The organism is Treponema zioleckii (assembly GCF_014737315.1).
Lineage (GTDB): Bacteria > Spirochaetota > Spirochaetia > Treponematales > Treponemataceae > Treponema_D > Treponema_D zioleckii.
Window position 1 is genome coordinate 17,427 of the sequence record NZ_JPUF01000030.1, and the last position, 14,262, is coordinate 31,688.

The 14,262-nt window shown below is 40.1% G+C and carries 8 protein-coding genes; all 8 read right to left on the minus strand.

Annotated features, from left to right (window positions below):
* Positions 1 to 11: 11 nt before the first annotated feature.
* Entirely contained in the window at positions 12 to 2,066 is a 2,055-nt protein-coding gene (locus JI65_RS09200) for a methyl-accepting chemotaxis protein (protein WP_191015534.1), read from the minus strand.
* A 149-nt stretch (positions 2,067 to 2,215) separates the two neighbouring features.
* On the minus strand, positions 2,216 to 3,460 hold the full coding sequence (locus JI65_RS09205) for a CDP-glycerol glycerophosphotransferase family protein (protein WP_191015537.1): 1,245 nt from the start codon (positions 3,458 to 3,460) through the stop codon (positions 2,216 to 2,218).
* 108 nt (positions 3,461 to 3,568) lie between these two features.
* Positions 3,569 to 5,560 (minus strand): aminotransferase class I/II-fold pyridoxal phosphate-dependent enzyme, encoded by a 1,992-nt coding sequence (locus JI65_RS09210; protein WP_191015540.1) that lies wholly within the window; start codon positions 5,558 to 5,560, stop codon positions 3,569 to 3,571.
* A gap of 58 nt (positions 5,561 to 5,618) precedes the next feature.
* Positions 5,619 to 8,345: a YidC/Oxa1 family membrane protein insertase gene (locus tag JI65_RS09215; protein ID WP_191015543.1), complete on the minus strand. Its 2,727-nt coding sequence runs from the start codon at positions 8,343 to 8,345 to the stop codon at positions 5,619 to 5,621.
* A 31-nt stretch (positions 8,346 to 8,376) separates the two neighbouring features.
* The gene (locus JI65_RS09220; protein ID WP_191015545.1) at positions 8,377 to 9,126 is read right to left on the minus strand and encodes a phosphocholine cytidylyltransferase family protein; all 750 of its coding nucleotides are present in this window, start codon (positions 9,124 to 9,126) and stop codon (positions 8,377 to 8,379) included.
* 13 nt (positions 9,127 to 9,139) lie between these two features.
* Positions 9,140 to 11,854, minus strand: coding sequence for a YidC/Oxa1 family membrane protein insertase (locus tag JI65_RS09225; RefSeq protein WP_191015548.1), 2,715 nt, complete (start codon positions 11,852 to 11,854; stop codon positions 9,140 to 9,142).
* Positions 11,855 to 11,858: 4 nt separating this feature from the next.
* Positions 11,859 to 13,022, minus strand: coding sequence for an RNA-binding domain-containing protein (locus tag JI65_RS09230; protein ID WP_191015550.1), 1,164 nt, complete (start codon positions 13,020 to 13,022; stop codon positions 11,859 to 11,861).
* A complete protein-coding gene (locus JI65_RS09235; protein ID WP_191015552.1) occupies positions 13,022 to 14,251 on the minus strand; it encodes a CDP-glycerol glycerophosphotransferase family protein in 1,230 nt (409 codons plus the stop codon). Before JI65_RS09235 ends, JI65_RS09230 begins: the two co-directional genes overlap by 1 nt.
* Between the last annotated feature and the right edge of the window lie 11 nt (positions 14,252 to 14,262).

The window sequence follows — 14,262 nt, forward strand, 5'->3', positions numbered from 1 at the left end:
AAAATAAATGTTTACCCTTGAAATTGGTCAACTTGCCGGCTGATTTCGTTTATTGAAGTCTCCATTATTTCGGAAATTTCTGAAAGCGCTTTTCCGGTTCTGCTGATTTTTTGAGCACTTTCGCTCATTTCGAACATTCCTTGCTTCATTGCGCGGGTTTCTTCCTGCAATGTGCCAACTTCTCCCATGATTGCACGGCTTCCAGCTGTCATTTCGCTGCTTGCGTTCTGAACCTGAACGGTACTTTCGTTCATGTTGTGGAGCGCACTCGTAATCTGTGCCGAACCAGCCTGCTGCTCTTCCATAGCCGCTTTTATTTGCTGAACGAGCGAGTCAATTGCATGAATTTCGCTCGCAAGATGTGAGTAGCCCTGAACGCCTTCCTGCGTGGAAATGACAACGGTTTCAATTGTGCTTTGGATATTCTGGAGTTGCTCCCCGATAGTGCGTGACTGATTGGAAGATGTTTCTGAAAGTTTTCGGATTTCATCTGCAACGACAGCAAAGCCTTTTCCGGCTTCGCCTGCGTGGGCTGCCTCAATCGCAGCATTCATTGCAAGAAGATTTGTCTGTTCTGCAATTGAGGCGATTACTGTGTTCGCTTCATTCAAAAGAGAAGACTGTCGTTCGATTTCGCTGATTTGCTCTTGGAGTTTGTTCTGGGTTTTTGCACCAGATTCCGCATCATTTGCAAGTTTGTTGAACGACCCAGCCATTTTGTCAACGCTTCGGTTAACTTCGCCTATATTTCCAATCATTTGTTCAACTGCACTGGAAGCTCCTTGTACAGATTTTGCCTGCTCTCCTACAAGATTCTCAAGGGCCTTTATGCTTCCAAGAATTTTGTTCACACTTCCGGCAGTCTGCTCAACGCTGTTGTTTTGAGTAAGAAGATTGTTTTCGACGCTTTGTGTGCTGCTTAAAATTTGAGAAATTGCTCCGGCCGTGTCCTCGGTTCCAGCTTTTAAATCTTCGCCTGCCTGCGTGAGCGAGATTTTTGATTTTTTCATGCTCTCGATGATTCCCTGAAGTCTTTCCGAAAAAGTATTGAATCCATTCGCAAGCAAAAAAGCTTCTTTTGTAAAATAATTAGGATATTTTTTTGAAAAGTCTCCTTTCGCAATCAATTCGCAACCTGATGCCATAACCTTGAAACAGTTTGAAACTCGTTTTGATAGGACAACATCGATTACTATCATAATTGCGACAAGACCTAGCAGCCCGGAAAGTACGTAAAAAATAAGATTCATGTATTCACTTGAAAAATCTGAGACAGGACCTTCCGTAACAATGAACCAGTCCGTATTTTTAATTTGGTGAACTCCGTAGAAAGTTTTTCCCTCGATGAATGCTTTTTGTGTTCCGTCAAAATACGAGTCTTTTGAGTATGACGCAATCGAACAATCATCAAAATAATTCTTGTTCATAATTGCATTAAAATCATCATTTGTTATAAAGAAACCGTTTTTTGTAACAATGTTGATTTTGCTGTGCGTGGAAACCTTGATTTCTTTTACGATTTTTGAAAGTTCGTCAAGAACAATGTCTGCAGCTGAGACACCAATAATATTTCCAGAGTTGTCAAGAACTCGGTAGCTTATCGTAACGATAATTTTTCCGGTGTTTACGTCGGTAAAAGGCTCTGTGTAGCAGATTTTTGCAGGGTTGTTTGTGGCGCTTTTATGCCATTGCCTTGATTGCAAGTCAAAATCAGAAGGTGCTTCCCAACCTGTGTGGCTTATGAGTGTTCCGCCGTCCCAAAGTTGCTCGGCGGTAGCGTAGTAGAGGAGTGTGTCTCCCGTTAAATCTTTTCCCATGCTTTTTATTACGCTTTTCATCTGCTCCCTGTCATCGATGGCAGGAATCACGTTGGAAAGATTTTTTACAAGGTCATTATATTCGCATAAGATCCCTGCAACTCTTTCGTTCAACGTATTCATCGTCTGATTGACCGAATTAATGGTCGATTTCTTGACGATTTTTAGCATTGCGAATAAATAAGATACACACAAGAAAACTGCGATAATCAGCATTGAGCCGATTGTTCCAATTAATAGTTCCGTCATTAAAGACAATGATTTCTTCTTCATAACTATTAATTATAACTTGTATTTTAATTTTTTTTGTAATGTTATTTTAAGAAAATAAATTTCTTTAAAATCCCCTAAAAGTGAGTTTTCGTTATCACATTTTAGGGGATTAAAAAGTGCATGTTTTATTTTGCTTTATTTTCGCTATCAATTTTTTCCATAGTTGAAATCATGTAATCAGCTGTGAGTTTTCCTGCTTCACCGATGTGCTGCCAGGCTTCTGCCTTGTAGTGGGCACGGAGTTTTGCAAGTTCCGGACTGTCAGAAGCATTTTTGATTACTTCTGCAATGTTTTCAAAATCTTCTTCCTTTATTGGAATACCGATTTTCTGCAACGTTGTGACAGCCCATGGCTCATGGCCAGTGTCGTAAATGTCATACGGAAGTAAATCCATTTCGGCATTCGCGTACATTACAGGTTTGTCGCACAAGAAAGTGTAGTCGTAGACGATTCCTGAAAAGTCAGAAATCATCAAATCTGCTTTTTTGAGCGAATAGATGTTGTCCCGCTCGTTATCCCAAGAAAGATTCTTTGCATCTTTGTAGCGTTCTTGCAAGCGGTCGAGCATTTCTTTTTCGGAGATTCGGCTCTGCGGATGCGGACGTACGATAATCTTCATGCCGCTTGCAACCAGCGGGTCAAGAAGTTTTTCGCCATAAAGACCGAGCAATGCGCTTTTTCCCCAAGAAGGAGAAACCAAAACCGTAAACTCGTGGTTTTCTTCGGCTGGAATTGAAGCCATTTTTTCTTTAAGCACATCGAGATAGGTACATCCTACGGTGACAAGTTCTTTTGCGGGAAGTCCGCGCTGTTTTTCTAGCAAGCGAATGTCGTCTGCCTGATAGTCACCTGTCATCAAAACAGAATCAAAGTAATCCAAACCAAAAAGTCGGTACATTGTCGAGTCTGTTGTCGAATGGAAAATATGGCTGTAGTGCTTTACATTTCTGCTGCGTTTTAACTGGTAAACCTGAATTCCTGGAGTTGTCATAAGAACGATTCCTGCAGAAAGCATGTTCAGTTTTGCGTAAGCCACGTTGCCTGTACCGATGAATTCGGCATGAACGAATTCGTATTTCTTGTCAAAAATTGCGTCATCCTTTGAACCCGTGTAATAGGTAAGCTCTATTTTTCGTTTTTCAAATTCTTCGACAACTGGCTGAAAAACAGTCCAATATCGTTTGTCTTCGCAATAAATCACATACTTTTTATATGATTTATCTTCTTGGACGCCTTTTTTTCCTGCAAAAACAAGCTTTAGCTTTAAAAGCAATGCTTTTGCCAAAAAAAAGAGTGTTGCGGCGGCGCCAATAAGAATCGAAAAAAGCATTGACCCCGTGCCTGGGTCGATATACAAAGGTAAAATCATAAAACTGTTATGTCATTCTGACCCCGACCGATTACGTTGCCCAGGTCACCTTGATTCGGAATCTGTCCGAAAAAGATGCAGAAACAAGTTCAGAATGACATTTTCTCCTTATTTGCTTACAAATTCCTTAATCAAGCCAAGAACTTTGTCCATATCTGCCTGCGGAGCTACCGTGATTCTCATCGAAAGATGGCTTCCCTCTGTCCAAAGTCTTGTAAGATAACCGTTTGCGGCAAGATAGTCTTTGAGTGCCTGAACGTCAATTTCTTTGTCATTCTCGCCCATGTTTTCGTTAAATCGAATGAAGATAAAGTTTGCGGCTGATTTATAAGCCTTGATTCCCTTTATCTTGTTGATTTCAGAAATAAAATCGTCCTTGAGTTTGATAATTGTTTTTGTAAGATTTGAGTAATAAGTTTTATCCTGCAAAGCTGCGATGCAAACTTTGCGTCCGATGTTTGAAACTCGGAACGGGTTCAAATCGAGCTTGAAAACCTGTTTTGCCATTGGAGTGCAGAGTCCATAGCCCATTCGGATTCCTGCCAAACCGTAGAGTTTGCTGAACGTGCGGCAGAATACTACGTTGTTGTATGAGTTGAGCAAATATTTTGCGTCGTAAGTTACTGTTGAAAGTCCGAGATACGCTTCATCAACGATTATGAGAGAAGTCGGGTTTTCTTTGATGACCTTTTCCAAATCATTTCTGCTGATTACGGCACCTGTCGGGTTGTGCGGTGTAGTAATGATGATGATTCTTGGCTTAGTCTTTTTTGCGACTGACATAAGGCTTTTCATGTCGAATTCGTAAGAATCTTTTCCTGGAACAACATCGTAGTAAGCGGCTTTTGCGTGGCGAAGCTCACATACAGATTTGTAGTAATTCCATGCCGGGCTTGAAATCAAAACAGTGTCATCTTTGTTCAAAACGATTGTCATAATTGTTTTGATTACGTCTGACGAACCTGAATGAATGAAGATTGAATCAGTAGGAATTTCCGTAACTTTTGAGACTTCTACCGCTAAGTCGTCCTCGCGGGTAAGGTCGTAAAGATACAAATCTTCCATCGTAGCGTTGTGAAGAACTTCAAGACATTTTGGGCTTGGTCCGAACAGGTTTTCGTTTACATGCATTCGACCTGTAAGCTGTTCTGTCGCGACTACAGAATATTGCTTTGTCTCACCGTAGTTTGAAAGATAACTGATTCGCTGTGTTGAGTTAATTAATTCGTCTTCCTGAAAAAACTGGTCGATGAACTCTTTAAAATTCGGGTAGAACTGGAGAATATCATCAGTCGTGTCGAATTCTTTGCATTCATTGTCATCATAGCGTTTGATTTTCATCAAAAGTTCTGTGATGTGCTTAATCTGGAAATCGTCCCAAAGCATGTATTTCATGTCCGGGTCATAGTATTCTTTTACCATCAAATCAACAAATTTTTCGCTGAATGATTTTGAGAAGAACGCTTCACCGATTGTGTACCAAGCTTTTTCGCCACCTTTTTTGACTTCTGTCATGTATCCGCGGTCGTCCAAGCCTTTTACGCAGTATTCGTTGCAGAATTCGTCGCTGTACAAGCATCCGTAGTATGAATCATAAACATAATCACGGTAAACGTTATGAGCAAACCAGTTGTCCGAGCAGCAGATGTAAGATGCCTTAATGTAATCCTTTGCGGCATAGAGTGAAGACATGTTGTTTTTTTCTTCCCACTCTGTATTGTCGATTACGATAAGCTCTGGATATTTTTTTGCCATTTCGTAGTAGCGTTCTTTGAGGTAGCCGACAACGAGAATAATTTCTTTGATTCCTGCGTCGTGGAGCTGTTTAATCTGGCGCTCAACCATTGTGTCGCCTTTAATTTCAAACAAGCCTTTCGGAAGGTAGTTTGAAAGAGGCATACACCTTCGGCTGCGTCCTGCCGCCATGATGATTGCATTGTCTACTTTATATGGTGCGAGGGCTTCCATACCTTCGGCAGTAACTTTGCTGTTTTTTACCCATCCAGCTTTTGTACATGAAAGAATTGTGTCCTTGTTGAAATTTGAGACATCTTCTTTTCGGCGAATTGCCATTATGTAATCAAATTCTTGTTCTGTCATATTCATTCTCCTTAAAAATAAGAGGTTATTACAATCATAATAATCTTTTAATAGATTATCAATTTGCAATATTTTCCTGACTCCAGCTTGAAGCCTTAAAAATACTGTCTTTTACGCGCCACCATTGGTTTTCTTTTATAGGGAACGTGTATAAATCTTTGTAAAGCCAAGCCTGATGAACGTCGCTTGAAGTTACCACAACACCGTCTTTTTTGATTGCGCTTGTGTCGAGCGGCACGGCTTTTTTTGTGAACGGGTTTATAGGATTTCCGATAATTCCCTGCAATGCGAGCGAAGGCACGTCTCCGTTCGTCATAAAGGTCATGTCGGTTTTTAAGTCGCCTGCAGCATTAAAGTCTTTGACCATCAAAAGCGGATGAAAGTGACCTCGGCCTTTGTAACGGTCGCCCGCAATTTTATCATCAAGCTCATTATCTTTTTCGATGCAGTCTTCATAAGTTGAGCGCCCGTGGTCGGCTACAAAAATTATTTTTGTGTTGTTGTAAACACCGTTTACTTTTAGATATTCAATCCACTTTGCAAGGCGCTTAAAAGCCGCCATGTTCGTGTGGTACGCCTCATCTTTATTGAATTTTGAAGTTCCGTAATTTGTAACGCTCTGGCTCGGAACGTAATCCGGTGCCTGCATGTAAATGCTTGAGTGCGTAAGTTCATTTACCATGCAAATATATGAGCCTTCGGATGTTTCAGAAAAATCTGTGAGTTTTGGCAAGAAATCAAGCGGTGCAAGATTGTTTATAACGTTTGTGTACGAAGTTAAATTCCCGTTTGAATTCCAATATTTTCCTTTTAAATAAATTGCCTCACGAAGAACGACAGGACTTTCCCTAAAAATACTGAAAATAAATAAATTGTGCTTTAAAAGTGCATCGGTATTGTCGAGCGAATTTTCTTCATTGTGAGTTTTGTACCACGCTGTTGAATATTTTCCGATAGTTTGGTATCCGTCGATTTTTGCGTAATCGTCCGTAATCGAAAGGTCTGCATACGCAGAATAGTTTGCCCAGGAAGGGTCTGTTATTGTTGCTTTGAATTCGCCCTGCTCGGTAAAAATTCTTGGAAGCAACAACAAAGCTTCATTTGTTTTCTTGTATAACAATTCATCTGAACGCTTGTTCATTTCGAGCGGTTGATATTCGTAACCGCCATAAACGAGCGGTGCGCCCATAAAAGTGTGTCCGTTGAACGAAACCGTGTTCGGATAGAATGTGAATCCTGAGAAAGTTCCGTAAAAATCAGGCGATTCCTTGAACATTTCATCAATGAATTGGCTTTCGGCTCTGTCGAGCATAAAAACGACAACATTCTTTTTATTTTTTGAAAGATGAAAAATCGGTTCGATTTCAACTTCGTTAAGATTTCCGCTGGCGACAAATGAGTTGTATTCTTTTTTAATCGTAGAAATGCTTGTAACTGCCAAGCTGACCATCGCAAAGCAGATAATTCCAAAAGAATATGTAAAAATTTTTCCTTGTAGCTTTGAGATTGTAAGAGTTACAAAAACGAAAGCTAAAGCAAGGATGAAAATATTCAAAATTGAAATAAATGATGTTGTTTTGAATTCAACGGCATTCAAGAACGTGAGTGTTGCCGAAATATCACCGTAATTCAGCATGAAAACGAATGCGTTTAGCAACGCCGAAATCGAGACGAATGCCATTATTAGAGTTAGCACGGACTGAACTTTTTTGCTGAAAAGAAAATAAACGCATGTTGGCCAAAAGATAAAAAATCCTGCTGCCTGCATGAGCGTTACCGAAACGTAGCCCAATGGATTCGGATTTGAGCCGATTCCCGCAAATTCAACTGGGGAAGACGAAATCAAGGATGTTGGAATCGTAAGCCCGGATAGGATGAATAACAGTGCACACGAAAGAAAATAAATTGTCGTTCGTGTTTTGTTGTGCTCAAAAAGTGGCGTAAGGAATTTATGAAAAATCGATTTGATTCCTTTTATTAAAATCGGCAGAGAAAAAACTACCGCAATTGCAAGTGCAAATACTAGTTTGTAGACAGTTTTTGTTTCAAAAACAAAAAGAATAAAAATCAGAATCGGAATGCAAGCAATACATGAGAAAATCCAGAAAGATTTGAGCGGATTCTTGAGCTTATAAAAAACATTTTTTACGAGCGAGAAAATATTGTTGAATGTCCAGTATAAAACGAGTCCCGCAGGAGAATTGTAAAGTACGACCAAGAAAATTGCCGCCATTCCAAAAATCTGAATTTTTTCGCGGAGTCCGTGCCCTTTTGAATAAATAAGCCCCGATCCACAGTTTATGAGCGTCATTGCGATTGGAAGAACGTTTACCGTAAAAGAGCCGATTGAAAAAAGTGCGTCGGGACTTCCCATGTCGCGTATAAACAGGAACGACTCGCCCTGCAAGTCTGGCAAATGCGAAAGAAAGCCATACGCCGCCAAAAAAAACGGAATCTGAATAAGAAGACCAAAAGAAGATCGCAAGCCCATAATCGGACTATAATGATGCTGCTTGTAAAAAGTCGTCGTCATCATGTAACGCTCGTCGCCAGAAAAAGCCTTTTTTATGCGGTCAAGCCCGCTCTTCATTTTATTCTGCTTTTCGCGTTCAACTTCTTGCCAATGTTCGGCCACAGCATAAAGCGGCAAACAGAGCAACGTGATTGCCACACTTACACCAATGACCGCAATTCCCTCGTTATGCGTTATTTTGTCGATAAGCGTAAACGCGACTTCGATTATTGTGTAAAGAGGATAAATTATAAGCGTGTAAAGAAAATTCATGTGGCATTTTCTCCAAAAAAAATTAAAAATCTTATTTAAATCGTTCTTCGGCGGCTTTTAAATCATCTGGATTGTCGATTTCATACCAGGTGTCAGCAGAAACTTTAAAGCCTTTGAGAAGCGTAGGATCTGTAAGTGAAAGAAATTTTAGGCAAGTCTCGTAATAATTGTTTTTTCCAAACACGTCCATGTATGTCTTCAGGAACGGTAGATAATACGAGTTTGTGAAATACTTTGAGAACTTGTAGATATTCACTGTTTTATAATACTTGTCAGTATCGTTCGGATTTTGTGCGCTTTTACCGATAAAATCCAAAATATTGTTGCTTGAATCAAGAATTGTGCAAGTTCCGTCCATCCAATCTTCATATTTGCTTACGACTGCAAGATTCGGTTCTTTTGATGCGACTAAATCTCCAATGAGTTTCTTGTCAAAAACAAGGTCGCTCTCAAGAAGAATAGTATCGTCTTTTTCAAAAACATCTTTTGCAAGATAAAGCGAATAAATGTTGTTCGTTCGGTCATAAACAGGATTTTCGATGTAATCTATTTTCATGCCCCTGAGCCGAGTGTCATCAAAATTATCTTTTATGAACTTTTTGAGAACATCAGCTTTGTAGCCAAGTCCGATATAGAGTTTCTTTATTCCTGCGTCCACGAGCGATTCGATTGCACGCTCAATCATCGGAACTCCGTTTACTGGAACCATACACTTTGGAACTTTTTCTGTATATTGCTTTAATCGGCTTCCTGTGCCTGCTGCAAGAATAATTGCCTGCATTGCTTTCTCCTCTTTATTTTGATTCTGGCGCATTTTCATATGACCAGTTTTTAGAATTAAAAATACTGTCTTTTACACGAATCCAAGAATTGTCCTTCGCTGTAAAAATATAATCGCTCTTATTATGATACGGCATAAAAATGTCGTCCATACAAATAAGCGCACCGTTTGCTTTTGCCTTGTTGTCAAAATCCTTGTTGGTGTAAGGATTTATTGGATTTTCAACAATTCCTGAAAGCAAGAGTGTTGGTGTATCCGCGTTTGTCATAAACTCAGTGTTGATGTTGAGTTTTCCGCTTGAGCCAAAATCCTTGAACATCAAAAGCGGGTGATAATGCCCCGGCTTGATTTTATCAAAATCGGAATCCCAAGTAAATTCGTCTTCTTTATCAATTGCACCATGGTCAGCGACAATTACAATTCGGGTGTTATCATAAACACCGTTTGCTTTTAGATAATTGAGCCAATCACCAACACGCTTTAAACTTGCTGCATTTGAATGATAAAGCGCATCATCTTTAAAACGAGATGTTCCCCTGTTCGTTACAGTTGTTGCAGGAACATAATCTGGAGCTTGCAAGAACAACTCTTCGTGCGTGGTGTTGTTTACGAAATTGACAAAAACATTTTCTGTTTCTGAATCAAAATCAGTGAGCTCCGGAAGATAATCGAGTGCTGAATATCCCTCCAAAAATCCGTTTACGTCCGCAAGGTTCGTGTTCGGCGACCAATATTTTCCGTCGTTATAGAAGGCCGGGCGAAGTGCGAGCGGGGAAATTCGGAACAGCGAATACCACAAAATATTGCGCTTTAAGACCGTACTCGTGATGTTCGCGGCAAAAACGCCTTCGTGGTCTTTGTACCAAGCCGAAAGATATTTTTTGTCTGTATTGTATGCCTTGATTGCAGGATAATCCTTGTAAATGCTCAAATCTGGAATCCAGCTATAATTTGCCCAAGCAGGGTCTGTTACAACAGCGGAAAAATCTTTTCCCTGTTCGGTAAAAATACGCGGAAGCACTGTTAATGCTTCGTTCTGCTTGTCTTTGAGTTTTTCAGAGTTTCGTTTGTTCATGCTTTCGGGCGTGTATTCGTAGCCACCAAAAACTGGAGCTGCGCCAATCAGCGTATGTCCGTTGAATGACGCTGTGTTCTTGTAAAGCGTAAAGCCTGAAAAAATATCGTTTAGTTCCGGGGACTCTTCAAAAATTGGTTCAACAAAACGGTTCTGCGCCCGGTCAAGATACAAAAGCACCACGTTCTTACCAGTCTTTGAAAGATGGAAAATAGGTGAAACTTTTGAGTTTGATTCTCCTGTTGCTTGGAGTTTTTCATAGGCTTTATAATCTTTCTTGATTGTTTTAATTTGAAAAGCCGAAACGAATACTAAGGATGCAGCAACGACTGCAAAGAAATAGTTCAAGATGACAGCTTTTTTGACTGCAAGAATTACAAAAATTGCAGCACAAAGGGCGAACATTGCGAACAAATTTATTGCGATTGCCGAAAGGCTTGAATCTACGCTGGAAACATTTGTAAAGACAAGAAGTGTTGAGAGCGTTCCGTAATTACCTTGAAAGAGAAATGCGTTTCCAAGTCCCAAAGCGAGAAGAAGGGCAAATCCGAACGCAAGCAAAGTTTGCATTTTTTCGCGGTATAAAAAGAAAATCAAGAATGGCCAGACGATGAAAAGACCGAATGCCTGCATACAAGTGTTTTTTACAAAATAAAGTGGACTTCCCAAACCGTCAATTCCAGAGAATTCCATTGCCGAAGATGAAATCAGCAATACAGGAATCAAAAGACCTGCGAGGAGAAAAATCGACACTGCCGAAGTCGCAAAAAGTGCGAAACGGAGCTTTGAGTTTTCTTGAATAGTTCTAAGAGGCTTGTTGATAAGATAATTTGCAAAACGAACAAAAAGCGGTGCAAAATACACAAGTGCAAATACAAAACTTACAAGAATTGCGCGCTTGAATGAAAGCACGTGCCCGAAAATCAAAAATGCGATGAAAAGCGTAACCAATGCACACGCAATATAATAGAGTACTTTTACAGGGTGCTTCATTTTATAGAAGATATTTTTTACGAGTGAGAAGATATTGTTCATTGTCCAGTACATTACAAGACCTGCGGGACTGTTGTACAAAATTACCACGAACAAAAGCGCAAGACCATAAGTCTGGATTTTATCTCGAATCGAAAGTCCTCGTGTGTACAAAAATCCTGAAACCATATTGATGAGCGTCATTGCAATCGGAAGCACGTTCACATTGAACGAGCCGATAGAAAAGAGCGAGTCAGGTGAGCCCATATCGCGAATGAAAAGAAAATGCTCTCCTTGCAAAGCTGTCATGTGTGAAAGACAAGTGTATGCCGCGGTAAAAAACGGAATCTGAATTAAAAGACCAAAGGCAGAGCGTAGCGACATAATCGGGTGATAGTGGTTCAAGCGGTAATATGTTGAAAGAATCATGTACTGCTCGTCGCCTTTAAATGCAGATTTTATGTGATTTACCCACGGCTTCATTTTCTTCTGCGTATTTCTCTCAACTTGCTGCCAGTGCTCTGCCACAATGTAAAGAGGAAGCGTCAAGATACTGACTGCAAAACTTACTCCAAGAATTGCAATGCCCGTATTGTCGAAAATCTTGTTTCCGAAAGAAAAAACAAGCTCGATAATTTGTGTGAGCGGATAAATTACGAATGCGTGTATTAGAGTTCCCATAGAACTAAGCTCTCCTCGGAATGATAACTTTGAATTGTTCGCCGTCTTTGTCGTTTTCAAATTGAATATTGTTCTGATTTTTTATTGCTCTGGCAATTCCAGAGCCTAGGCCCCTGTAATTCATCAGTTTTGAAGCATAAGAAACAACTAGATTATTGCGAACCACTGCATTCCCCATTTTTATGTTTTCAATTGTGAGTGAATTTGGTAAGCAACCAGGACTTATTATTTCAATGCGATTGTCAAAAATCAGAACTCTTACGGGAGCATTCTTGGAATAATCACGATGTGTGAGAGCGTTTTGAAGAAGTTCCTGTAGGGCAATTTCAGAAATCTCTAGAATGCCTGTACTGTTAAAATTCTGCCCCTGTTGCGTATGATGCAGATTTCGCTTGAAAAAATCCATTGTTTCGTCAAATATTTTCGGAACTGTGCCTACAATATCCTGACTGTCGCGATATTCCGTACCTGCTATGTCATTGCCAAAAAACGCTACTGCTTTTACACAGAACGCAGGACGAAATTGCTGAGGCTTTTTTGCGAAAAACAAAAGTCCGCCCAAAGTAAGCTTGTCAGCTTTTAGAATATTAAGATTCTTGCAAATCTGTTCGGTAACGTCCTCTGTAGAGTGTTCATCACCGTCGATTTTAGATAAATATGCACAAATTTTTTCTTTATTCAAATCCGAAAAAGCTGTGTTTGGAACAATCATTTCATCAACATAAATAAGTCCACTCTGCTGAAAGAGCCTAATCTGCTCATTATTGTCTGTAAGTTTTCTTTTGTCGCCACCTTGCTTAATCCAGATTATTCCTTGATGGTCTTTATAAGGTTTTGCGATTCCTTCTTCAATGTTTGCCACGAGAACACGTTTTGTATCGGCATTGATAAAAACTGAAACAACTTCGGTAGTTATGAAAATCTGAGGCTTTACCAAGTCTGTTGCAATAGAAGAAAGTTTGTTTCCGATTTCTTGAATTTGTGAGTATTCCAAACCGCAAATCTCGCCAGTTTTATCTGCAATGCCAAAAATAATTTGGCCACCTTTTGAATTGGACATGGCGACCATTTCCGCAGCAATGCTAGCTTGATTGTCGAGTAATGCTTTGAACTGAACTCTGCTTGTTTCTCCGCAAGCTGCAATTTCAAGTAATTCTTTATCCGTCATTATTTTTCCTTTAGTTCTTCATGTTTTGCAATCAAATAATCTACGGTGCGTTTTGCGCCTTCGCCCTGATACTCCCAAGCTTCATTGCGAATTTTTTCTCTTCCTTTTTGGAAAGATTCATTCTGCATAAGATTATCGATAATTGCTTTGAGATTACCGAAATCTTTTTGTTCAAGTTTTACGCCCAAGTCCGGCAAAACCTTGAAACGCCAAAGCTCTTCGTCAAGCCAAGCACTGTCGTAAGGAGAATTGTCGTAAGAAGTGTCCGCGTAGATAATTGGCTTGTCAAAAATGAGTGAGTAATCAAATATGATTCCTGAGAAGTCTGTGATAAGCACATCTGCTTCGTGCAAGACTTCAAAATTGTCGTTGTCGCGGTTCCAGATAAAGTTTTCATTTTCTGTATACTTTGCGATAAGCGGTTCAATCATATCTTTTTCAGATGTGTATGACTGAGGATGGGGACGTACGATAATCTTGTAGCCTGTTGAAATCAAAGAGTCCAAAATTTCAGACCCATATTTTTTGAGAATTGCACTCGCACCCCAGCTTGGAGCGAGCAGAATCACTGGTTTTTCGTTTTTGACAAAAGGAAGTTTTGAAAGTCGTTCTTTCATCACATCCATGTATGGACAACCAACGACTGCTGTTTCTTTAGGAGTTTCGTCACGTTTTTTTTCAAGCAAACGTATATAATATTCCTGATAAGCTCCAGAAAGCAAAATCGCATCATAAAAATCACAGCCAAACATACGGTAACCAACAGGATCTTCCACGTCATGCCGGATATGCACATAATAATCCACGGTCTTGCTTCGTTTCCATTGATACACGTCAAGTCCTGGCGTTGTGGAAAGCACGATACCAGCATTCATCATATTGAGGCGGGCAAAAGCCTTGTTTCCTTCGCCGATAAACTCTGCCTTTACATGCTTGTAGTCTGCAGAAAGGGCAGGATCGTCCGGGGATGCCGTCCAATATACAAGCGGAACGCCACGTGCTTCAAATTCGTCACAAATCGGCTTAAAAATGTTCCAGTAGCGTTTGTGGTCGGTAAAAATCACATACGGAATCTTTGCGGAATCGATTTTGTCTGTCTTTCCGCCTGCGATAACAAATTTAAGTTTCATGTAAAGTTTGCGTCCTAAAAACACGAAAGTGCTTAGTACGCCGATAAAAACCGAGAAAAGCATTGAGCCCGTACCTGGGTCGATATATAAAAGCATCATACTAAAAAGTC

Excerpts from the sequence above, each read along its gene's own strand:
- JI65_RS09200 (WP_191015534.1), bottom strand. The coding sequence starts at position 2,066 with ATGACGGAACTATTAATTGGAACAATCGGCTCAATGCTGATTATCGCA.
- JI65_RS09205 (WP_191015537.1), bottom strand. The coding sequence starts at position 3,460 with ATGATTTTACCTTTGTATATCGACCCAGGCACGGGGTCAATGCTTTTT.
- JI65_RS09210 (WP_191015540.1), bottom strand. The coding sequence starts at position 5,560 with ATGACAGAACAAGAATTTGATTACATAATGGCAATTCGCCGAAAAGAA.
- JI65_RS09215 (WP_191015543.1), bottom strand. The coding sequence starts at position 8,345 with ATGAATTTTCTTTACACGCTTATAATTTATCCTCTTTACACAATAATC.
- JI65_RS09220 (WP_191015545.1), bottom strand. The coding sequence starts at position 9,126 with ATGCAGGCAATTATTCTTGCAGCAGGCACAGGAAGCCGATTAAAGCAA.
- JI65_RS09225 (WP_191015548.1), bottom strand. The coding sequence starts at position 11,854 with ATGGGAACTCTAATACACGCATTCGTAATTTATCCGCTCACACAAATT.
- JI65_RS09230 (WP_191015550.1), bottom strand. The coding sequence starts at position 13,022 with ATGACGGATAAAGAATTACTTGAAATTGCAGCTTGCGGAGAAACAAGC.
- JI65_RS09235 (WP_191015552.1), bottom strand. The coding sequence starts at position 14,251 with ATGATGCTTTTATATATCGACCCAGGTACGGGCTCAATGCTTTTCTCG.